Here is a 20,387-nt window from a genome sequence, read left to right on the forward strand (position 1 = left end):
CTGTGACCGCATCCGTGCCCCATCCCGCGGTCGTCCCGGCCGAGCCCGTCCGGCCGAGCCCGTACGGCACCGCCTGTCGGGCAGGGATTGGCCGGACAGGCGGTGCCGGACGGACTGTTGGACGGACTGTTGGACGGACCGTGCCGCACTGACCGTGCCGCACCGACTGTGCCGGACGGGCCGTGCGGGACGGTCCGTGCGAGATGGATCGGCCGGGGCGGACCGTGCGCGACGGACCGTGCGGGCCGGGCCGGACGGGACCACTCAGCAGGAGGGCCCCGCCCCGGACCCGACACGGCCACAGCCGCAGCCGCAGCCGCAGTCGCTACACGTTGGGCACGTGCAGCCGGTCCCAACTCGCCTTGCCGGGAATGCCGTCCGCGTCGCTTCCGGAGTAGCCCAGCTTGCGCTGCCAGGCCGCGTAGGACTTGCGGTCCGCCTCGGTCCACTCGGGGCCGGGGCCGACCTCGTAGCGACCGCAGCCCTCGGCCACCAGGCGCCTGCCCATCGCGGTGATGACCTTGCTGCTGCGGCCGGAGCGGAAGAAGGAGGCGCCCGGGTACGGCTCGTACGTGGGCTCGACGGGCCCTTCGGGCGCCGACCTGAGCCGGTTCTGGATCCGGGTGCGCATGCTGTTCATGGTGAAGCCCTTGGGATCGACCTTCCCGGGCTGCCACTCCAGATGCCCGATCACGGATCTCTGCGTCCAGCCGTGCGCCCGGCAGATCGCGGCCGCCGCCTTCTCGATCGCGGTGAGCTGGGCCGCCGGCCACGGGTCGTTGCCGTTCCCGAGATTGATGCACTCGAAGCCGTAGAAGTGCCGGTTGCCGTCGGTGTTGGCCTCGTTGTCGGCGGGCAGCGCCGTCTCGTTGATCACGGCGCGGAGCACGTCGTCGTCGCCGAGGCCGGCGTGGTTCGCCCGGCCGTTGCCGACCAGGTAGACCGTGCCGTCCTTGGCGATGACCCCGTGGCACAGCGGGCCCGGCAGGCTGGAGTGCCCGTCGTAGCAGAGGTCCACCGAGCTCTGGGTGCCCGAGGTGACGGTGTGGTGGATCATCACACCGTGCGTCGGACCCCAGGGTCCCTTGTGGTTCCGGTTGTGCGTGCGCCAGCTCCTGACCTCGACGACATGCAGTCCCTCGTCACGGAGGGCCCTGAGCAGCCGGTCGGCGGACAACGGAGTTGCCATCGTGATGCTCCTTCAGTGGGGGATGGGAAGCGGTGCGTCGATAGGGCCTCGGGTTTCTCAACGCGTGCGCCATGACGCGGCGGGGAGCGGGGACGGGGACGAGCGGTCGTGGTCAGGGGGTGGTCCGGACAGGGGTTACGGCACGTCGGCCGCCGTCGGTGGGGACCGGGACGGCCCGTGGGGCGAAGGCGTTGCGCAGATCCACTACGTCGTTCTCACCGTTGTCCCGCACCTGTCCCGCACCTGTCCCGAACCGGGCCGACGGAGCGAAGTGCAGCAGGACACCGCCGGATTCCGGAGCAGCGGCCGGCGGGCGGCGTCGACCGGCCACTCCACGGAGCCCTCGCGGTACGGGCCGGGATCAGCCAGTGGTCTCCGGGGCGGTGGGAGCCCCCGGGGCGAACCGGACCTGGACGCCGTACTCCGGATCGGTCCAGGCGCCCTCCTGGATGCGGAGCGAGCCGTGGGGCGGCTGTCGTCCTCCGGACCGGGCGGGCGGCCGCTGGTCCCAGCGGCGCGGAAAACGGAAAGGGGTGGGGGTCGGCACGCCGTCCGACTCCGTCCAGCGGTTCACCGGACAGCCGGACCCGGCGCCCCGGCAGGTCGACCTCCTCCACACACAGCAGTGGCGCCGGCTCCCCGCGATCGGTATACCCGCTGTCGACCAGCTCGACCCCGTCTCCGACCAGCAGATCCAGGTTTTCGCCGGGACCGTGGGCGGCGATCTCCGCCCGGGTGCCGCCGAGTTCGGCCGACAGAGCACGACGGAGCCGTTCTCGCGGGGCCATTCGGCTCCACTGCACCTCACCGCACGTCGCGCGCTGCACGCCTCGAACCGCGCCCCGTGCCCCGCATCCCGCGTGCACGGATCGAATCGCTGTGCGTCCTCCACGAATTCGGGCATGGAGATCCCTGAATCGCGCCCCCGGCCGGCCGGCGGCCCGATTCCTGGCGATCACGAATTCCGCTCCACGGGCCGGCGGCCGACAGGCGTTTGACGGCTGTCCCGGCGAAGCCGGTGTGGCCCGGCGCGGAGGGCTGTGGTTCTTCGCGGACCTCGGCTGTGGTCTTCGCGCGGACGGGCGCGGCCTTCGAACAGCGACGGGCGTCGTCCTCGCGCAGGGACGGCCCGGGCGGGACTCCTGGACCGCACCCGCCGTGTCGAGGACCCGGTAAACGGGTTGCGCGGAACCAGGCACCAGTACGTGTTCTTCCTGATGCGTGAGTGGTGCTCTGGGGCCCTGGAGCCGGCCGTGACAAGAAGCCGAGGTATCGATCCGGTCACTTCGGGTCCCGGAATTCCCGAGATCGTCATGAGCATGATGAATAAGAGAGGAGCTCCGACGGAAAGCGATTTCTCGCAGAAGGGCTCATGATCGCGATCAAGCCCTCCGCGGAAGAAAACCGAACGGGTGCAGCTCTTGCTGCGGAGATTGCACAGCGAAAGGCGAGAAATGACCGATTGGCCGCGCTTCGGTGGCAGCCGCGGACGCCGTCGCCCGCGCGCCGGGTACCCCGGCCCGGCGCGGCCGCTCTGTGACTGTAATCACCGCTCACATGTGACCTGCGATTTAGGGCGCCCGGTCCGACGGGGATAACCTGCGAGGCGGACATGCCGCGTACCCGGACAACGTGTGCGCCTCCCTTGTGACCGCGTCGTCACGCTGCCCTTCGCGGCACGCCCAGGCAGACAACGAACCGCGATCACACCACGACAGCGGTATTGAGACGCAAAGGGACGGACGCGCGTGGACCTGTTCGAGTACCAGGCGAGGGACCTCTTCGCCAAGCACGGTGTACCGGTGCTGGCCGGTGAAGTCATCGATACGCCTGAGGCGGCGCGCGAGGCGACCGAGCGTCTTGGCGGCCGAGCCGTCGTCAAGGCGCAGGTGAAGGTCGGCGGCCGCGGCAAGGCCGGCGGCGTGAAGCTGGCCTCCGACGCGGCGGACGCCGTGGCGAAGGCCGACCAGATCCTGGGCATGGACATCAAGGGCCACACGGTCCACAAGGTCATGCTCGCCCCGACCGCGGACATCGCGGAGGAGTACTACGTCTCCTTCCTGCTGGACCGCACCAACCGCACCTTCCTGGCCATGGCCTCCGTCGAGGGCGGCATGGACATCGAGGAGGTCGCGGCCACCAAGCCCGAGGCGCTGGCCAAGATCCCGGTCGACGCCAACGAGGGTGTGACCCCGGAGAAGGCCGCGGAGATCGTCGCCGCCGCCAAGTTCCCGGCCGAGGTCGCCGGCCAGATCGCCGAGACCCTGCAGACCCTGTGGAAGGCCTTCATCGCCGAGGACGCGCTCCTCGTCGAGGTCAACCCGCTGGTCAAGACCGGTGACGGCAAGATCATCGCGCTCGACGGCAAGGTCTCCCTGGACGAGAACGCCGAGTTCCGCCAGGCCCACCACGCCGAGCTCGAGGACAAGGCGGCGGCCAACCCGCTCGAGGCCGCGGCCAAGGCCAAGGGCCTCAACTACGTCAAGCTCGACGGCGAGGTCGGCATCATCGGCAACGGCGCGGGTCTCGTCATGAGCACCCTCGACGTCGTGGCCTACGCGGGTGAGAAGCACAGCAATGTGAAGCCCGCCAACTTCCTCGACATCGGCGGCGGCGCCTCCGCCGAGGTCATGGCGAACGGTCTCGAGATCATCCTCGGCGACCCGGACGTCAAGTCCGTCTTCGTCAACGTCTTCGGCGGCATCACCGCCTGTGACGCGGTCGCCAACGGCATCGTCCAGGCCCTGGACCTCCTCAAGTCCAAGGGCGAGGACGTCACCAAGCCGCTCGTCGTCCGCCTCGACGGCAACAACGCGGAGCTGGGTCGGCAGATCCTGACCGACGCGAACCACCCGCTCGTGACGCAGGTGGACACCATGGACGGTGCGGCCGACCGCGCCGCCGAGCTGGCAGCGAAGTAAAGGAACGGGTCACCAAACCATGGCTATTTTCCTCACCAAGGAAAGCAAGGTCATCGTCCAGGGGATGACCGGCTCCGAGGGCCAGAAGCACACCCGCCGGATGCTCGCCTCCGGCACCAACATCGTCGGCGGCGTGAACCCGCGCAAGGCCGGCACGACCGTTGACTTCGACGGCACCGAGGTACCGGTGTTCGGCTCCGTGAAGGAGTCCATCGACGCCACCGGCGCCGACGTCACCGTCATCTTCGTGCCGCCGAAGTTCGCCAAGGACGCGGTCCTCGAGGCGATCGACGCCGAGATCGGCCTCGCGGTCGTCATCACCGAGGGCATCGCGGTGCACGACACCGCCGCCTTCTGGGCGCACGCCCAGGCCAAGGGCAACAAGACCCGGATCATCGGCCCGAACTGCCCCGGCCTCATCACCCCGGGCCAGTCGAACGCCGGCATCATCCCGGCCGACATCACCACCTCCGGCCGCATCGGCCTGGTGTCGAAGTCCGGCACGCTCACGTACCAGATGATGTACGAGCTGCGTGACCTCGGCTTCTCGTCGGCCGTGGGCATCGGTGGCGACCCGATCATCGGGACCACCCACATCGACGCCCTCGCCGCCTTCGAGGCCGACCCCGACACCGACCTGATCGTCATGATCGGTGAGATCGGTGGCGACGCCGAGGAGCGGGCCGCGGACTTCATCAAGGCCAACGTCACCAAGCCGGTCGTCGGCTACGTGGCCGGCTTCACCGCGCCCGAGGGCAAGACCATGGGTCACGCCGGTGCGATCGTGTCCGGTTCGTCCGGCACCGCGCAGGCGAAGAAGGAGGCCCTCGAGGCCGCGGGCGTGAAGGTCGGCAAGACCCCGTCCGAGACGGCCCGCCTGGCGCGCGCCGCGCTCGGCGGCTGACCTCCGGTCCCAGCTGCACCAGGGGCGGGGCCCGTACGGACGACGTACGGGCCCCGCCCTTGCGCGTGCCCGCCCTTCCACGACGGTGCCCGCCGCGACGGTGCGCGCCGCCCCGGTGTGCGCCCCCGTCCGGCGAACGCGCGGCGGGGCGGCGCCGGGGCCCGGACCGCGAGCCCCGGTTCCCCGCACCGCCTCCGGTGCTCGGAGAGGCGGGGGAGGATGCCTCCCCGGCGCCCGGAAGTGCCGGGACTTCGCTACGACCGTGCCCAGCGACCCGCGAATGCCTCCCCGGCGCCCGGAAGTGCCGGAGCCGAGGCCCCGCCATCCGGCCTCACGGGCCCGCGGCGGGATCGGCGGCCGACGGATCCGGGGCCGAGGGATCCGCCGCCGACGGATCCGAGGCCGTCACGGCGGGCCGCTCACGGAACTCGGCCACGTACCGGCCCGGGGAGAGCACCGCGAAGACGGCCGTCGTCACCACGAACACGCCGCTGATGGAGTACGCCGCGGCGGTCCAGCGCCGGGTGCGCCGCTCACTGCCGAGGCGCACGGCGCGCGCCGAGACGGCCCGTACCGGCTGCGCCGACGTCAGGCCGTCGAGCCGCCGCCCCAGGATCCCGCCGTACAGCGCGGGCGGTGCCTCGCCGATCTCCGGAAGCCGGGCCACCACGGCCGCCCGCGCGCGGGCCAGCCGGCTCGCAGCGGCCGGCAGCGTCGCCTCCACCTCGGCGGCGGTCTCCGGAAGCCCCAGTCCCACCCCGTCGTGGAGCAGCAGCACCCGGCGGTAGCAGCGGGGGAGGGCGAGCACGGCGGCGAACAGCGCACGGTCCGGTCCGGACGCGGTGCCGGCCGGCGGCCTGCGGCGCAGCCAGGGCTGATGCCAGGGCGAGAGCGCGTACTCGTACGCGGCGGCCCGCACCCAGCCGGCCGGGTCGCGGTCCGCGGCCACCTCGGGCCAGTGCTGCCAGGCCTGATGGAAGGCGCGGTCCACGGCGCGGCGCGCCAGCCGCCGGCGCCCGGTCAGCACCGTGACCTGCCGGACCAGCGCGGCGGTGTGCGCGGCGCAGAGGGTCTCGAAGGCCTGCGCGGGGGCGCTCACGGCGGCGTACGGAGTGCGCCCCGGTGGTGATGTCCGCCGGAAGCCGGGCGCGCCTGGGGCGGTCCCGCCCCGCACCGTGGCCCGCGCGGCGGCGCCGGAGGGCGGCGCGGTCGGGGTCGGCCTGGTGGGCAGCTCCTCGGCGGCCGGACGAGCGGAGTCCGGGCAGCCTCGGTCGAGGCAGTCTCGGCCGAGGCGGGCGCTGCCGAGGCGACCGCTGTCGAGACCGACGCTGTGGAGGTGGGCGGTGTCGGGGCGGGCGGCGGCCGGGTCCGGTGTGCGCCGTGCCGCCGGGCGCGGCTTCCGGTGGTGTCGTCCCCGGGTCATGCCGCGCGTCCCCCGTGCCGGTGGGCCGGCCGGACGAACGTCCTGCGGCCCCGAAGTGCGAAATGGTGCATACCCATATATTGGGCGACACGACGGCTATTGGTCCGCTCCGTGGATGAATGGTGTGTTGTTGGCAGCATGTCCGCGTGACGCAATTGACCGACCGCAGCACCCCGTTGTCCTCGCGTCTCCCGGCGCGCGCCCGGCGCACGCCGGATGCCGGTGAAACCGCGCTCGGCGGGGTGGTGGCGGCCGCCCTCGGACTGGGTGCCATGACGGTCCCGGTCCTGCTGATCTGGATCGCCGCGCCGTACCCGGACAACGGGCCCAGCGACGCGCTCCATGTGGCCGCCGCGCTGTGGCTGGCGGCGCACGGGGTCGGCCTCGTCCGGCCCGACACCCTGTCAGGGGCCGGCGCCCCCATCGGGCTGACGCCCCTGCTGCTCGCGGTGGTGCCGGTCTGGCTGATGTACCGCTCGGCCCGGTACACCGTCGAGGCGCGGGCCGAACGCCTCGGCCGGTACCACTCGGAGGAGGTGGAACCGCCGTACGCCGGCCCCACGATCGGGTGGCTGGCCGCCGGCTACCTCTCCGTCGGCGCGGCGGCCCTCGTCTACACGTCGGGCGGTCCGCTGCACCCCGACCTGCTCAGTGCGCTGCTGCACCTGCCGCTCGTGGCCGGGGGCGCGCTGGGGTACGGCGTGTGGGTGGCGAGCGGGCGCCCGCGCGGACCGCTGCCCGAGGCCGTCCGGGAGGCGGCCGACCGCGTTCCGGAACGGGTGCGGATCTTCCTCACCCCGGCCCGGCGGGACACCGCGCTGCGGGGCGCGGCGGCCGGCACCGCGCTGCTGCTGGCCGGGGGCGCCCTGCTCCTGCTGCTGTCCCTGATCGGGCACGCGTTCGTGGGGGAGCAGCCGTTCCCGCGGTTCCCCGAGGCCTGGTCCGGCCGCTGCGGAATGCTGCTGCTGGCCCTCGTCCTCGTCCCGAACGCCGTGGTGTGGGGAGCCGCCTACGGGCTCGGCCCGGGCTTCACGCTGGGCGCGGGCAGCGTCGTGGGGCCGCTCGGCGCGTCCGGGTACCCGTCCCTGCCGGCCTTCCCGCTCCTCGCCGCGCTGCCCGAGCAGGGCCCGGGCGGGCCCGGCACCTGGTGGGTCGCGGCGGTGCCCGTCGCGGCCGGGCTGGGCGTCGGCTGGTGCACCGCGCGGGCCGCGGTGCCACCGGCGGACGCGGACACCCCGGGACCCGCCGGCCGGGCCGCAGCCCCGGACAGGAGGACGGCCGCCCCGGGCGGCAGGGTTGCCGCCCCGGACGAGGGGCGGGAACAGCCCTTCCGGAGCGTCCGGGAGACGGCTCTGACGGCCGCGCTGTCGAGCGTCGGCTGCCTGCTGGCCACCGTGCTGCTCACCGGACTCGCGGACGGACCGCTCGGCCGGCGGGAGCTCGCCGCCTTCGGCCCGAGCTGGTGGCTGACCGGCCCGGCCGCCCTGGCCTGGACCCTGCTGGTCGGCACCCCCACCGCCCTGATCCTGCGCTGGTGGTGGATCCGCGAACGGCGCCGGGCGCCCGGCGCCGAGCGATGGCTCCGCTCGCGCCTGCACCAGCTGCGCCCCCCGGCCCGACTGCGGGCCTGGACGGGCCGGGCGCTCACGCTCCTGCGGGGATCCCGGCTGTACGGCCTGCTGCGCGCGACGGGACCGGGCCGCCGGACAGGAACGGCCACGGGGGCGGGTGGCGCAACGGAGGGCGCGAGGACCGCTGACGCGGCGATCACGGGCGGGGCTACGGCAGAGGGGACACCGGCCGACGGGACAGCGGCCGACGGGGTGGCGGCCGACGGGGTGACGGTGGCCCAGGAGCCCGGGCAGCCGGGGGCGGTGGACGGGCCGGATGCACCGGGGTCGGGGAAGCCGATGACGGCGAAAGGGCCGCCCACCCCGGAGCCGGGAGAACCGGGACCGGCGAACGGGCCGCACACACCAGGCCCGGAGAAGCACACGCCAGGCCCCGAGAAGCAAGCGCCAGACACGGAGAAGCAAACGCCAGACACCGAGAAGCCCGCCCCCGGGGCGCAGCAGCACGCACCGGGGCCGGAACAGCAGGAAGGGGTGCCGGGGCCGCCGGCGCAGCGGGACCGCCACGGCCGCGGGAGTGGTCACGGCCACTGGGACGGCACGGACGGCGCCCCCGACCCCGCGGTCGCCGGTGCCCGGCCCCTGCGGCGCAGGCCGGACCGCCCGTCGCTGCCCGGCAGCCGCCCCTCCCCGGCGGACGAGCGCGACGACGGACGCGGCTCCTGGCTCCCCCTGCCCCGGACCGGAGCGGCCGCCGATCCACCGTCACCCCCCGTCGGCCGTACGGCTTCCCGGTCCCTCTGGCCACCGCTGCCGCGCAGACGCCGCGCCGCCGACGATCTGCGGCCACCCGCACCGGGCCCGCAGCTCCCCCCGGCCCGGCGGGGTGCGGGGACGCGGGCCGGGGACGGCGGCTCCGGGGGCTCGGGCGAGACCCCCGACCGCCGGCCCGCCCCGGACACGCCCCGCGATGCCGACCGCACGCCGAACGGCCGGCCCCGCTCCCTGTGGACCCGACTGCGCCGCACCCGCGGGGCGTCCTCCGGCGGTTCGGAGGAAGCGACACCGGGGGAGCCGGCGCAGGGGCAGGCACACGGACCGGCACAGGCACACGGACCGGCAGAGGAGCCGATGCACAAACCGACCGATGGGGCCGACGGGCTGCCGGATTGACGGATCGACGGCCGGCCCTGACGCCCCACCCGGCGGACCGGTCCCGGACACACCGTCTGGGACAGACCGCCCCAGCCGGCGGACCGATCCCGGACGCACCGCCCTCGACCCCACCGCCTGGGACACACCGCCCCACCCGGCGGACCGATCCCGGACGCACCGCCCGGACACACCGCCCCGGCCCCCTGCCGCGCCCCGCCGCCGGAGTCCAGCCGCCCCGTCAGCGGCAGAGGGCGTCGAGGTCCGCGGAAAAGGACGGGAAAGCGGCCCGGGCCTCGGTGATGATCTCCCGGGCGGGCCGGCGCGGCGTGGTCGCGTGCCGCGCGGCGAGCTCGGCCAGGGCCGCGTCGGGGGTCGCCTCCCACGCGTCGTAGAGCGCGGCCTCCAGCGGGCCGTAGCCGTCGGCCAGGACCCACAGGAAGTCGGAGAGGCAGCCGGCCACCACACCGCGCTCGCCCTCGGAGCCCATGAAGATCACCGGCTGCTCGGCGAGGGGACGGCCGGCCCGTATGCACCAGAGGGCCGCGAGTCCGCCGGCGCCGTTCTGGCCGAAGATCCGGTAGGCGCCGCCGTCCAGCTCGTGGTTCCCGGTCCACTGGCGCAGCCACCGGGTCGTCCTCTCCGGGGAGTCGAAGGCGCCGTACGGCTCGAAGTCGACGCCCTCGCCGTCCTCGCCGTAGTCGAACTCGACCCCGGCGACATCGGACAGGGCGGGCGGGAAGCGGCGGTCGTCGCCGTGCGCGTCGGTCATGCGGATCATTCTGTACGCCGCCACCGACAGCGCCCCGCGGGTCAGTTGCGGGTGCTCAGCAGCGGGCGCAGCTGCTCGGGGAGCAGGTCCTCGCAGGAGTGCCGGGACGACTGCGTCAGGGCGTCGTTCACGCAGGTGTAGTAGTCGCGGTAGACGATCTGGAAGGAGAAGGTCGCCGCCACGATCGCCAGGGCGAGACTCGCGGTGACCAGTCCGCTGACCGCCGCCGTCGTCTGCTGCCGGGGGTTCCCGACGGGCCCGCTTCCCGCGCCCTCGCCCGGAGTCCCCGGCTCCGCCGTGGAACCCGTCCGGACGACGTCGCCGGCCGCCGCGCCCGTCCGCGGGCGGACCGGCTTCCCGCGCAGGGAGCTGACGCCCCAGTAGAGCGCGAGGGCGCCCAGCAGCAGGGCCACCTCGGGGATGCTGAACAGCGCGAAGAAGAAGGCCCACATGCCCGCGAGCAGGGCGTAGCGGGCGCGCCGCTGGAGCGGGTCGGTCGGGTCCCAGCGCAGGCCGGCCGGACCGCCCGGGCCCTTCGGGCCGCCCTCGCCGTGGGGGCCGCCGGCATCGTTGTTCTGCTGCGGTCCCGGGCCGGGGCGGGTGCCGAAGCCGCCGCTCTGCCGGCCGGGCTGACGGCTGCTCCACTGGCTGCCCCAGTGCTGCTGCCGGCTCCGGCGGTCGTCGTCGGGCCCGTTGCCGTCCTGTCCGTTGTCGCCGCCGTTCCCCCGGCCGCCGTCCCCCTGTCCGTCGCCGCTGCCGCCGTCCCCGTCGGGCCGGCCGTCGTGGTCGCCGCCCTGCCCGGCGCGGGGCCGCCAGGGCTGGTCCGGGCGGCCCTCCGGCGGGGCGGCGAAGGGGTTGTCCTCCCCGTCCGGGGACGGGGACGCCGAGGGCCGGCGCTCGCGCAGCAGCGGCACCGGCACAGCCGCCGGTGCCCACGGCAGCCCCGCCGGGTCGAGGGAGGGTGCCGTGGAGAGCGGGAGTCGGAGAGCCGCGCGGCGGCGTCGGTCCGGCATCTGGAGTGAGTCTTCCCCTTGTGTCGTCGTCTCCCCTGGAGGGTCCGGGCCGTCCGGGGCCCGGCCCCGGGCGGGACGGGTCCGTGACGCAGACGCTACCTTCCGCGCGCGCCCCCGTCCCGTGGGGGCCGTTCGGTGTGCCGGTATCGTTGCTGACGTTCGAGGGCTTCGTAGGGTCTTCCGTATCGCGGGAATCCCTTCGTTTGTACGACTCTACGACCCGGAAACCCCGCCAACCGCAGGGTCCCTCCCCCGATTGCCGGGAGGGCTGCCACGAAAGAGCTCCTTGTGTCCTCGCACCGTCCCCGCTCCGGACCGGCCCGGCTGGTCGTGCTCGTCTCCGGTTCCGGTACGAACCTCCAAGCCCTGCTCGACGCGATCGCGGCCGCCCCGGAGGGGTACGGCGCCGAGATCGTCGCGGTGGGAGCCGACCGCGACGGCATCGCGGGCCTCGAACGTGCCGAGCGCGCGGGGATTCCGACCTTCGTGTGCCGGGTGAAGGACCACCCCACCCGTGCCGCGTGGGACCTGGCGCTGGCCGAGGCCACCGCCGCGCACGGGCCCGACCTGGTCGTCTCGGCGGGCTTCATGAAGATCGTGGGGAAGGAATTCCTCGCCCGGTTCGGCGGCCGGTTCGTCAATACGCACCCCGCCCTGCTGCCCAGCTTTCCCGGCGCCCACGGCGTCCGCGACGCGCTCGCGGCCGGCGTGAAGGTGACCGGGTGCACCGTCCACTTCGTCGACGACGGCGTCGACACCGGCCCGATCATCGCCCAGGGCGTGGTCGAGGTGCGGGACGAGGACGACGAAGCCGCTCTGCACGAGCGGATCAAGGAAGTCGAGCGAGCGCTGCTCGTCGATGTCGTGGGGCGCCTGGCCCGCCACGGCTACCGCATTGATGGACGAAAGGTACATGTCGGTGAATAACGAGGGATCTGTGACCGCCGAGGGAACGCAGCGGCCCATCCGTCGCGCGCTGATCAGCGTCTACGACAAGACCGGCCTGGAGGAGCTGGCCCAGGGTCTGCACGCGGCGGGCGTCGAGCTGGTCTCGACCGGTTCCACGGCCGGGCGGATCGCCGCCGCCGGGGTGCCCGTCACCAAGGTCGAGGAGCTCACCGGATTCCCCGAGTGCCTGGACGGCCGGGTGAAGACCCTGCACCCGCGCGTCCACGCCGGCATCCTCGCCGACCTGCGGCTGGACGCGCACCGCGCGCAGCTCGACGAGCTGGGCGTCGCCCCGTTCGAGCTGGTCGTGGTGAACCTCTACCCGTTCCGGGAGACCGTCGCCTCCGGCGCGAGCCCCGACGCGTGCGTCGAGCAGATCGACATCGGCGGCCCGTCCATGGTCCGCGCCGCCGCGAAGAACCACCCCTCGGTGGCCGTGGTGACCAGCCCCGAGCGGTACGCCGACGTGCTGGCCGCGGTCCGCGACGGCGGTTTCGGCCTCGCGGCGCGCAAGCGGCTGGCCGCCGAGGCGTTCCAGCACACGGCGGCCTACGACGTGGCCGTGGCCTCCTGGTTCACCGGCAGCTACGCCCCCGAGGAGGGCTCCGCGGGCCTGCCGGAGTTCGTCGCCGGCGCCTGGGAGCGCAAGAACGTCCTCCGCTACGGCGAGAACCCGCACCAGGCCGCCGCCCTCTACACCGACGGCACCCCCGAGGGCATCGCCAACGCCGAGCAGCTGCACGGCAAGGAGATGTCCTTCAACAACTACATCGACACCGAGGCCGCCCGCCGCGCCGCGTTCGACCACGACGAGCCCTGCGTCGCGATCATCAAGCACGCCAACCCGTGCGGCATCGCGATCGCCGGGGACGTGGCCGAGGCGCACCGCCGGGCCCACGAGTGCGACCCGCTCTCCGCGTTCGGCGGCGTCATCGCCGTCAACCGTCCGGTGAGCGTGGCGATGGCCGAGCAGGTCGCCGAGATCTTCACCGAGGTGATCGCGGCCCCCGGCTACGAGGACGGCGCCGTCGAGGTGCTCGCCCGCAAGAAGAACATCCGGGTGCTGCGGGTCGAGGGCGCGCCGCTCCAGCCGGGCGACCTCAAGCCGGTCTCCGGCGGTGTGCTGCTCCAGCAGAGCGACGCCTTCCAGGCCGAGGGCGACGACCCGGCCAACTGGACGCTCGCCACCGGTGAGCCGCTGGACGCGGCGGGCCTGCGGGAGCTGGCCTTCGCCTGGCGCGCCTGCCGGGCCGTCAAATCCAACGCCATCCTGCTCGCCAAGGACGGCGCGACCGTCGGCGTCGGCATGGGCCAGGTGAACCGGGTCGACTCGGCGAAGCTCGCCGTGGAGCGCGCCGGCGCCGAGCGGACGGCCGGTTCGTACGCCGCCTCCGACGCCTTCTTCCCGTTCCCCGACGGGCTGGAGGTGCTGACGGCGGCCGGCGTCAAGGCCGTGGTCCAGCCCGGCGGTTCGGTCCGCGACGAGCAGGTCGTCGAGGCCGCGCGGAAGGCGGGCGTGACGATGTACTTCACCGGGACGCGCCACTTCTTCCACTAGGACACCGCCCGGAAGCAGGACACCGCCCGGAAGCAGGACACCGTCCGGAAGTAGGACACCGTCCGGGCACCGGGCAGGAGTGCCGTCTGCGGAAGTCCGTTCCGGAAGTCCGTTCCGGAAGTCCGTGGGGGAGCCCCGGCCCGTCGGGCCGGGGCTTCTCCTGTCCCGGTCCGACGGGCCGCCCCGGTCTCCGTGCCCCGGTCTCCGCGCACCCGGCGCGGAGACCGGGGCTCCCCCGGGAGACCCCCTCCCCGTCGGACCCGATCCTCGCCCCGTGCCGGGCGGTGCGGAACCTCGGACCTGCGAGGGTCACCGGTCCCCGCGCGGGGTGTACTCCTTGAGGTGGCGCGCCACCCGGTCCGCGTAGCCGCGGTTGCGTTCCGGTACCCCGCCCGCCGCGTTCACCCGGGCGAACGAGGTCCGGTACGCGGCGGCCACCAGCACCCGGCGGTCGCCCCGCAGGCCGGGGTCCAGGCGCGGCGCGATCACGCACAGATAGCGGCCGACGGCCGGGATGGACACCTCGGGCGGGAACGGCGGCTCCGGCTCGCCCGTCGCGGGCACCTCGTCCGGCGGGAGGTAGGACCTGAGGACCCGGGGGGTCCACCGGGCGATGCCGTACTCGTCGCGGGCCGGGTCGGAGAGGTCCGGGTCGAAGTTGCTCTCCGCCTTGAGCAGCGCGGCGATGAGCGCCGGGGTCACCTCCTCCTGGGTGCAGCGGTGCGCGGCGTTCACGATCAGCCTGCGGTACGCCACCGGTACGCCCGCGTCCGTCCGTAACTCCTCCCGGCCGTAGGTGGCGCGGGCCGCCTTCCCGTCCGCCGCGGCCCCGCCGTCGCCCCCGCCCAGCACGCCCAGGCCGTAGCCGAGGGCCGCCACCGCGACCGTGGCCGCGGCGGCGGACGCCCCGATCAGGGCCCGGGAGCGGCGCGCGGCCGGTCCGGGAAGCCGCCGGGCGAGCCGCTTCGGCAGCCGCGGGGAGCGGCCCGTCCCGGCCAGCTCCTCCACCCGGCGCAGCACCGCGCGGGCCGGGTGCGCGGCGCGCTCCTCGTGGGTGCGGGCGAGACAGTCGGCGATGAGCCGGCGCCACTCCGGCGGCAGGCCGGGGGAGAGCCGCAGCTCCTCGGCGCCGCGGGCGTACCGGACGGTCGCGTCGCGCCGGGCGGGGACGGAGGCGCCGGGCATCGGCAGCGTCCCGGTCAGCACCAGATGCGCGACCACGCCGAACGCCCAGACGTCGGCGGTCGGCCGGATCTGCTGGCCGCGCTCGCCGATGTCCGACCAGAGCAGCTCCGGAGGCGTGTAGTCCGGGGTGGAGAACGCCGGGGTGTACGCGTGGGTGCCCTCCAGCTCGGCGGCCAGGTTGAAGTCGCCGAGCCGCACCTCGGGGCCCCGGGAGTCCGGGCGGTCCAGCAGCAGGACGTTGCCGGGCTTGAGGTCGCCGTGCACCCAGCCCGCCTGGTGCAGCTGCGCCAGCCCCTCGGCGACCTGTGCGAGCAGGGCCGGGCCGTCCGCCACCGGCCCGCCGCCGGCCCGCTCGACGACGGCGTCCAGCGACTCCCGGGCGCGCTCCAGGACGAGCACGGTGGCACCGTCGAGCTCCGGGTGCTCCGGATCGTCGACGGTCAGCGCCTCGTACATCCGGATCAGCCGCGGGCGGCGCAGCCGGCGGTGCAGGTCCAGTTCGCGCCCGGCGAGCTCCGCGAGGTGGCGCAGCTGGCGGGGCGTCCGGGTGCCGGTGGGAAGGAACTTGAGCGCCGCGGTCGTCGGCAGGTCCGGCGGCCCGTCGCCGGCCGGGCCGCGGCGCCGGGCCGCGTACACGCTGCCGAACGCCCCGCTGGCCAGCGGCTCGCGCACCTCCCAGCCGCCGACCCGGTACCCCTTGGGCACCTGGACGGCGAACGGGCCGCCGCTCACCGGGGCTTCCCCTCGACGACGCCGAGCTGGTCCTCCCGCACCAGGTCGAAGCGGAGGGCGAGGGAGACCAGCGACTCCTTCTTGCCGTTCAGCCGGGTGCCGCCGCCCGGGGCCGAAGGGGCGCTCTCCGGCGGCGGCTTGAGGCGCAGCTTCACCGCGAGATAGTCGATGTTCCACTGCACGGTGGTCCGGTTGACCGCGGGCCAGACCGGCTTCAGGCGCTCCACGACCTGTTCGACCGTCGGCAGCGGGGCGTGCGGTTCCCCGCGCAGCCGCGGCTCGCACAGCGCGGCGAGGACGAGGAAGTAGCGCTTGCCGCGGTCCAGCGGGAAGGGCAGGGCGGTCGGTTCGCCGCCGGTGCCCTCGCTGTTCTCCAGGTAGTCGTGGCGCGGGGCCCAGACGTCGAAGCCGACCAGGTCGTTCCCGGCGGGCAGGACGACACGGGAGAACTCGAAGGGGACGGGCGCGTCGACGCGCCCCGGGCCGATCTTGATGTGCTCCCCGGCGCCCTCGGGGTTCTCCACGACGTAGGTCTGCCGGCGGCTGCGGTTGGTCAGCGTCCAGAAGGTGGCGGTCGCGGTGATCTCACCGGCCGAACGGGACACCCCCGCATGGCCGATCGTCAGATACGGACCGTCGCCGGAGGGCCGTATGTCCGTGCGGCCGAAGCGGAGCGTGGCCCCGGGTTCCAGCCGCAGCTGGGAGTCCGGACCCCGGGATCCGTCGGGCACGACGATGACGCTGAACACCTACGTTCCTCCCGGTCGAGGATCGGCGGCGTTCAGGCTACTGAGGCGCAGATCACGCTGGCAACGCGGCGCGAGGGGCGCACCGTTTCTGCGGTGCGCCCCTCGGGAGTGCGTGTGCTGCCGGTGGATGCCCTCAGTAGCGAGGGCGGTTGAACCAGGCGGCACCGTCGGCCTTGGCCAGGAACACGATGACGAGAATGCTGAGGATCGTGTGGACCAGGCCCACCAGGATGAACGGGTAGATGCCGAGCACCGCGGTGATCGAGGCGAAGACGATGCCGGTGACGCGTATGCCGTTGCCGCCCTTGCCGAACTTCGCGCCGAGGAAGACGGCGAGCACGCCCCAGGCCAGGACCACCACGGCAAAACCGTAGATGGCGCCCGTCGAGAAGTCGGCGAGCTGCTGGAACTGCACGTCGTCCTTGTACAGCGGGTCGTCCTGGGCCTTGCCCACCGCGACGGCGGTGAACATGAAGAGCGCGGCGCCGATCACCTGGAACGCGGCGATCACGAAGAGCAGGATGCGGGAGGCGGTCACGCCGCCCGGCATGGTCGTCGGAGCGCCGCCCGGGTAGCCGCCGTACCCCTGGGCGACCGGCGGGGCCTGCGGGTAGCCGTAGCCGGGCTGGCCGGGGGGCTGCTGCGGGTAGCCGTAGTTCTGGCCCTGCTGGGGCTGGGCATACGGGTTGTTCGGGTCGGGATAGCTCATGACTTCCTCCGAGCGCTGGTACGGATGACAAGCGCGCACGGAGGTTGGATCCGTCCAAGTGCAACAGCGGCCCGCCCCCGTAACGCCGCGATTCCGCACCATCGTCGTGCCCGTGTCAACAGATTGTCCAGCCAAGATCCTCAAAGGTGGCGAATCGGTAACCTTCGTGAGACGGAAGCCCTGATTGGATCGACGGGACCCCGATCCGGGAGGATGGACCCATGACCGCCCAGATTCTCGACGGCAAGGCCACCGCAGCCGCGATCAAGTCCGAGCTCGCCGCCCGCGTGGAGGCCCTCCGGGCCCGTGGCATCACCCCGGGTCTCGGGACCCTGCTGGTCGGGGACGACCCGGGCAGCAAGTGGTACGTCGCCGGCAAGCACCGCGACTGCGCGCAGATCGGCATCGCCTCCATCCAGCGGGAGCTGCCCGACACGGCCACCCAGGACGAGATCGAGGCCGTGGTCCGGGAGCTCAACGAGGACCCGGCCTGCACCGGCTACATCGTGCAACTGCCGCTCCCCAAGGGCATCGACACCAACCGGGTCCTGGAGCTCATGGACCCGGCCAAGGACGCCGACGGGCTGCACCCCACCAACCTCGGCCGGCTGGTGCTGAACGAGCCGGGGCCGCTGCCCTGCACGCCCAACGGCATCATCACGCTGCTGCGCCGGCACGGTGTGGAGATCAACGGCGCCCATGTGGTGGTCGTCGGCCGCGGTGTGACCGTCGGCCGCTCGATCGGTCTGCTGCTCACCCGCAAGTCCGAGAACGCCACCGTCACCCTCTGCCACACCGGCACCCGTGACCTCTCCGCCCAGCTGCGCCAGGCGGACATCGTGGTCGCCGCCGCCGGTGCCGCGCACATCGTGAAGCCGGAGGACGTGAAGCCGGGCGCCGCCGTGCTGGACGTGGGCGTGAGCCGGGACGAGGACGGCAAGATCGTCGGCGATGTGCACCCCGGCGTGGCGGACGTCGCCTCCTGGATCTCCCCGAACCCCGGCGGGGTCGGCCCGATGACCCGCGCCCTGCTGGTGCAGAACGTCGTCGAGGCGGCCGAACGGCATGCGCTCGCCGCAGGCTGACCGGGAAGGGGCGGTGGCAGCCATGGCTGAGGAGACCGGCCCGGACCGGACGTCCGGATCCGCCGCCGACGGCGCGGCGGCCGGGACCGACGCGCGCACCGGTTCCGGCGACGCGCGCACCGGTCCGGATGCAGAGGCCGACGCCGGCGCCGAGACCGGTTCCGGTTCCGAGACCGGTTCCGGTGCGGAGCCGGAGGACGACGAAGGAACGGACCGCGACGCGGTCCGGCCCGCCCGCAGCCGCCGGTTCCCCCGGCTGACCCGGGACACCGCCCGGCCGGAGGGCGGCGGACGGGCCGCGGCCGGCGGGGCGCCGGCCCCCGCGCGCCAGTGGCCGCTGCTCGCCGTCATCGGCGGGACCGCGGTCGGCCTGCTGGTCGTCGCGACCGACGCGGGCCGGGCGGGCACGCTCATCATCGGGCTCTCGCTGATCGCGGCCGCGGTGCTGCGGCGCGTCCTGCCGTCGGTGGGCATGCTGGCCGTGCGGTCGAAGTTCACCGACATGGCCACCTATGGCGGACTGGGCCTGGTCATCGCGCTGCTGGCGATGATGATTCAGCCCGATCCCTGGCTGCCCGTCCCGTGGCTGGAGGACGTGGCGCACTTCTCCGTGGAGTGACTTCTCCGTGGAGTGACTGCTCCGTGGAGTGACCTGTCCCCGCGGTGGGTTCCCGTGGCCGGGCCTCCGCGAGCGAGCCGCCGGCCGGGTGCCGGAGCGTCTCCGGCCGGGCACGTGCGGTGAATTCCGCGCGGCCGATGAACCGAACAGCGGCGCCCGTCCTCTCCCCCGTGGGAGGACGGGCGCCGCTGCGTTTCCCAAGCGGAACCGGAACGCCGGCGTTCTCCCGGTGCCGGTCCGTCGGGCCGGCGGGCCCGGAGTCCGCTCCGGTCGCCCGGTGCCGCCCATAGAGGATCTTGGAACGGGCCCCGGGACTCAATGGGCCGTGGCCGCCTGTGGCACAGCGGTGACCGTTCCATCGAGGTGCTGCGCTTCCGCAACAACTGTCACCCGGTTGCAACCGCGCACCCGCGAGCCAGTGCGACAATCGGAAGGACCGAGGGGCGCGTCAGGGGGCCCAGACCCGGTGCGCCTGTCCGCACGCCCCTCCGGAGGGAATTGACATCCCCGGTGATGCATCACCGTGCGCGGTCCCGGGCCAGAGCCTCGGGGGAGGGCTCACGGCACCGAGGGGACACCAGCACGGCACGGGGGGAACAGGGGGAGGCACATGCCTCGTTGGAGGGCGCTGCCGGAAGAGCTCGATCCGCAGGTGCGGGAGTTCGCCGGCCAGCTCCGCAGGCTCGTCGACCGCAGTGGCTTGGGTATCGCCGCCGTCGCGGACCGGACCGGCTACAGCAGGACGTCGTGGGAGCGCTATCTCAACGGGAGGCTGCTGCCTCCCCAGCGTGCCGTGATCGCGTTCGCGGAGGTGACCGGGGCCAACTCCGGCCACCTGACCACGATGTGGGAGCTCGCGGAGCGTGCCTGGAGCCGCTCCGAGATGCGGCACGACGTGACGATGGAGGCGATCCGGGTCTCCCAGGCGCGGGCCGCGCTGGAGGAGTTCGAGGCGAAGGGCGGGAAGAAGCCCGGGCCGGGCAAGCGGGCCGCACCGCCGGTCCGCCGCGGCGGCGCCAAGGACACCGGCCGGCCGAAGCCGGCGGCCGGGGCGGCCGCCTTCGACCTGGACGTCCCGGGGGCCGTGTCGTCCGCCGCGCAGGGCGGGGACGGGCCGGGCGTCGCGGACCGTCCCGGCCCCGTGACACCGGCGGGACGGGGCGACGGCGACAGCGCCGGCCGGCCGCGCCGCCGGACGGCGCTGCTGGTCAGCGGTGTCGTGGGCGCCCTGCTCCTGGTCACCGCCGCCGTCCTCCTCTTCGGCCCCGGCTCCGGCGGCGACGAGGAGGCGCGGGCGGCCAGGCCCGCCCCGAAGCCGACCGTGTCGAAGACCCCGAAGCTGCCGCCCGGGGTGAAGTGCACCGGTGAGTCCTGCTCGGGCAAGGACCCGGAGACCATGGGCTGCGGCGGCAAGTACGCGAAGACGGTGGCCGACGCGACGGTCGGTACCGCGTTCATCGAGGTCCGGCACAGCACCGTCTGTGCGGCGTCGTGGGCCCGGATCACCCAGGCCGCTCCCGGCGACACCGTCAAGATCACCGCGGACGGGCAGGCGGAGAGCGACTCGGCGGGCCCGGGCACCGAGGCGTACACCCAGATGGTCGCGGCGGAGGCGCCGGACGGGGCCGAGGGGTGCATCCGGACGCAGGCCGGTCAGCAGGGCTGCGCGCAGCCGCGCACCGGCTGACCGCTGCCTTCCGCCCCGGCCGGGCCTGCCGCCGGCGGGCTTCCCACCGGCCGCGTCGCGCGGTCGGAGGGAGGCGTTCCGCGGGCCTTTACCCGGAGGGGTGGATCCGGCCATCGATCCGGCTGAAATTGGTAGGCATGCCCCTGGGGGAGTGGGGAAGGCGTTCGGCA

The 20,387-nt window shown here is 74.0% G+C and carries 15 protein-coding genes; 8 read left to right on the forward strand and 7 right to left on the reverse strand.

What is annotated here, in order from left to right; genetic code table 11:
• Positions 1–325: 325 nt before the first annotated feature.
• Entirely contained in the window at positions 326–1,189 is an 864-nt protein-coding gene (locus ACFYYR_RS11450) for a peptidoglycan-binding protein (RefSeq protein WP_388850058.1), read from the reverse strand.
• Positions 1,190–2,937: 1,748 nt separating this feature from the next.
• Between ACFYYR_RS11450 and sucC the strand changes: the two genes are divergently transcribed.
• Both sucC and sucD read left to right on the forward strand, forming a co-directional pair.
• Positions 2,938–4,110 (forward strand): ADP-forming succinate--CoA ligase subunit beta, encoded by a 1,173-nt coding sequence (sucC, locus tag ACFYYR_RS11455; RefSeq protein ID WP_388850060.1) that lies wholly within the window; start codon positions 2,938–2,940, stop codon positions 4,108–4,110.
• Positions 4,111–4,129: 19 nt separating this feature from the next.
• A complete protein-coding gene (gene sucD / locus ACFYYR_RS11460; protein ID WP_351510625.1) occupies positions 4,130–5,014 on the forward strand; it encodes a succinate--CoA ligase subunit alpha in 885 nt (294 codons plus the stop codon).
• Between the two features lie 331 nt (positions 5,015–5,345).
• Here sucD and ACFYYR_RS11465 read toward each other — a convergent pair whose 3' ends face one another.
• Positions 5,346–6,437: a sigma factor-like helix-turn-helix DNA-binding protein gene (locus ACFYYR_RS11465; protein ID WP_388850064.1), complete on the reverse strand. Its 1,092-nt coding sequence runs from the start codon at positions 6,435–6,437 to the stop codon at positions 5,346–5,348.
• A gap of 146 nt (positions 6,438–6,583) precedes the next feature.
• Between ACFYYR_RS11465 and ACFYYR_RS11470 the strand changes: the two genes are divergently transcribed.
• Entirely contained in the window at positions 6,584–9,181 is a 2,598-nt protein-coding gene (locus ACFYYR_RS11470) for a DUF6350 family protein (protein WP_388850067.1), read from the forward strand.
• 220 nt (positions 9,182–9,401) lie between these two features.
• Here ACFYYR_RS11470 and ACFYYR_RS11475 read toward each other — a convergent pair whose 3' ends face one another.
• Positions 9,402–9,941 carry an SMI1/KNR4 family protein gene (locus tag ACFYYR_RS11475; RefSeq protein WP_388850071.1) on the reverse strand — a complete coding sequence of 180 codons (540 nt, stop codon included), beginning with the start codon at positions 9,939–9,941 and terminating at the stop codon, positions 9,402–9,404.
• A 32-nt stretch (positions 9,942–9,973) separates the two neighbouring features.
• Positions 9,974–10,945 (reverse strand): hypothetical protein, encoded by a 972-nt coding sequence (locus ACFYYR_RS11480; RefSeq protein WP_388850074.1) that lies wholly within the window; start codon positions 10,943–10,945, stop codon positions 9,974–9,976.
• 288 nt (positions 10,946–11,233) lie between these two features.
• On the opposite strand from ACFYYR_RS11480, the gene purN reads away from it, so the two are divergent.
• Together purN and purH are read left to right on the forward strand one after the other, a co-directional pair.
• Positions 11,234–11,872: a phosphoribosylglycinamide formyltransferase gene (gene purN, locus ACFYYR_RS11485; RefSeq protein ID WP_388850077.1), complete on the forward strand. Its 639-nt coding sequence runs from the start codon at positions 11,234–11,236 to the stop codon at positions 11,870–11,872.
• Positions 11,859–13,451 carry a bifunctional phosphoribosylaminoimidazolecarboxamide formyltransferase/IMP cyclohydrolase gene (purH, locus tag ACFYYR_RS11490; RefSeq protein WP_388850080.1) on the forward strand — a complete coding sequence of 531 codons (1,593 nt, stop codon included), beginning with the start codon at positions 11,859–11,861 and terminating at the stop codon, positions 13,449–13,451. Before purN ends, purH begins: the two co-directional genes overlap by 14 nt.
• A gap of 309 nt (positions 13,452–13,760) precedes the next feature.
• Here purH and ACFYYR_RS11495 read toward each other — a convergent pair whose 3' ends face one another.
• From ACFYYR_RS11495 to ACFYYR_RS11505, 3 genes are all read right to left on the reverse strand, one after another.
• Complete coding sequence (locus tag ACFYYR_RS11495) at positions 13,761–15,368, reverse strand: serine/threonine protein kinase (protein WP_388850083.1); 1,608 nt, start codon at positions 15,366–15,368, stop codon at positions 13,761–13,763.
• The gene (locus tag ACFYYR_RS11500; RefSeq protein ID WP_388850086.1) at positions 15,365–16,117 is read right to left on the reverse strand and encodes an FHA domain-containing protein; all 753 of its coding nucleotides are present in this window, start codon (positions 16,115–16,117) and stop codon (positions 15,365–15,367) included. Before ACFYYR_RS11500 ends, ACFYYR_RS11495 begins: the two co-directional genes overlap by 4 nt.
• A 133-nt stretch (positions 16,118–16,250) precedes the next feature.
• Positions 16,251–16,826 carry a hypothetical protein gene (locus tag ACFYYR_RS11505; protein ID WP_388850089.1) on the reverse strand — a complete coding sequence of 192 codons (576 nt, stop codon included), beginning with the start codon at positions 16,824–16,826 and terminating at the stop codon, positions 16,251–16,253.
• 221 nt (positions 16,827–17,047) lie between these two features.
• Between ACFYYR_RS11505 and ACFYYR_RS11510 the strand changes: the two genes are divergently transcribed.
• From ACFYYR_RS11510 to ACFYYR_RS11520, 3 genes are all read left to right on the forward strand, one after another.
• Positions 17,048–17,911 (forward strand): bifunctional methylenetetrahydrofolate dehydrogenase/methenyltetrahydrofolate cyclohydrolase, encoded by an 864-nt coding sequence (locus ACFYYR_RS11510; RefSeq protein ID WP_388850092.1) that lies wholly within the window; start codon positions 17,048–17,050, stop codon positions 17,909–17,911.
• 22 nt (positions 17,912–17,933) lie between these two features.
• On the forward strand, positions 17,934–18,530 hold the full coding sequence (locus tag ACFYYR_RS11515) for a DUF3017 domain-containing protein (protein WP_388850095.1): 597 nt from the start codon (positions 17,934–17,936) through the stop codon (positions 18,528–18,530).
• Between the two features lie 610 nt (positions 18,531–19,140).
• Positions 19,141–20,217 (forward strand): helix-turn-helix domain-containing protein, encoded by a 1,077-nt coding sequence (locus tag ACFYYR_RS11520; protein ID WP_388850098.1) that lies wholly within the window; start codon positions 19,141–19,143, stop codon positions 20,215–20,217.
• Positions 20,218–20,387: the final 170 nt, after the last annotated feature.

This window comes from Streptomyces sp. NPDC001922 (genome assembly GCF_042891165.1).
Classification (GTDB): Bacteria; Actinomycetota; Actinomycetes; order Streptomycetales; family Streptomycetaceae; genus Streptomyces.

Bases quoted from the DNA above. Each gene is read 5' to 3' on its own strand.
- ACFYYR_RS11475 (WP_388850071.1), bottom strand. From the start codon at position 9,941: ATGATCCGCATGACCGACGCGCACGGCGACGACCGCCGCTTCCCGCCC.
- sucD (WP_351510625.1), top strand. From the start codon at position 4,130: ATGGCTATTTTCCTCACCAAGGAAAGCAAGGTCATCGTCCAGGGGATG.
- ACFYYR_RS11450 (WP_388850058.1), bottom strand. From the start codon at position 1,189: ATGGCAACTCCGTTGTCCGCCGACCGGCTGCTCAGGGCCCTCCGTGAC.
- ACFYYR_RS11465 (WP_388850064.1), bottom strand. From the start codon at position 6,437: ATGACCCGGGGACGACACCACCGGAAGCCGCGCCCGGCGGCACGGCGC.
- purH (WP_388850080.1), top strand. From the start codon at position 11,859: ATGTCGGTGAATAACGAGGGATCTGTGACCGCCGAGGGAACGCAGCGG.
- ACFYYR_RS11480 (WP_388850074.1), bottom strand. From the start codon at position 10,945: ATGCCGGACCGACGCCGCCGCGCGGCTCTCCGACTCCCGCTCTCCACG.
- ACFYYR_RS11520 (WP_388850098.1), top strand. From the start codon at position 19,141: ATGCCTCGTTGGAGGGCGCTGCCGGAAGAGCTCGATCCGCAGGTGCGG.
- ACFYYR_RS11505 (WP_388850089.1), bottom strand. From the start codon at position 16,826: ATGAGCTATCCCGACCCGAACAACCCGTATGCCCAGCCCCAGCAGGGC.
- ACFYYR_RS11515 (WP_388850095.1), top strand. From the start codon at position 17,934: ATGGCTGAGGAGACCGGCCCGGACCGGACGTCCGGATCCGCCGCCGAC.
- ACFYYR_RS11510 (WP_388850092.1), top strand. From the start codon at position 17,048: ATGACCGCCCAGATTCTCGACGGCAAGGCCACCGCAGCCGCGATCAAG.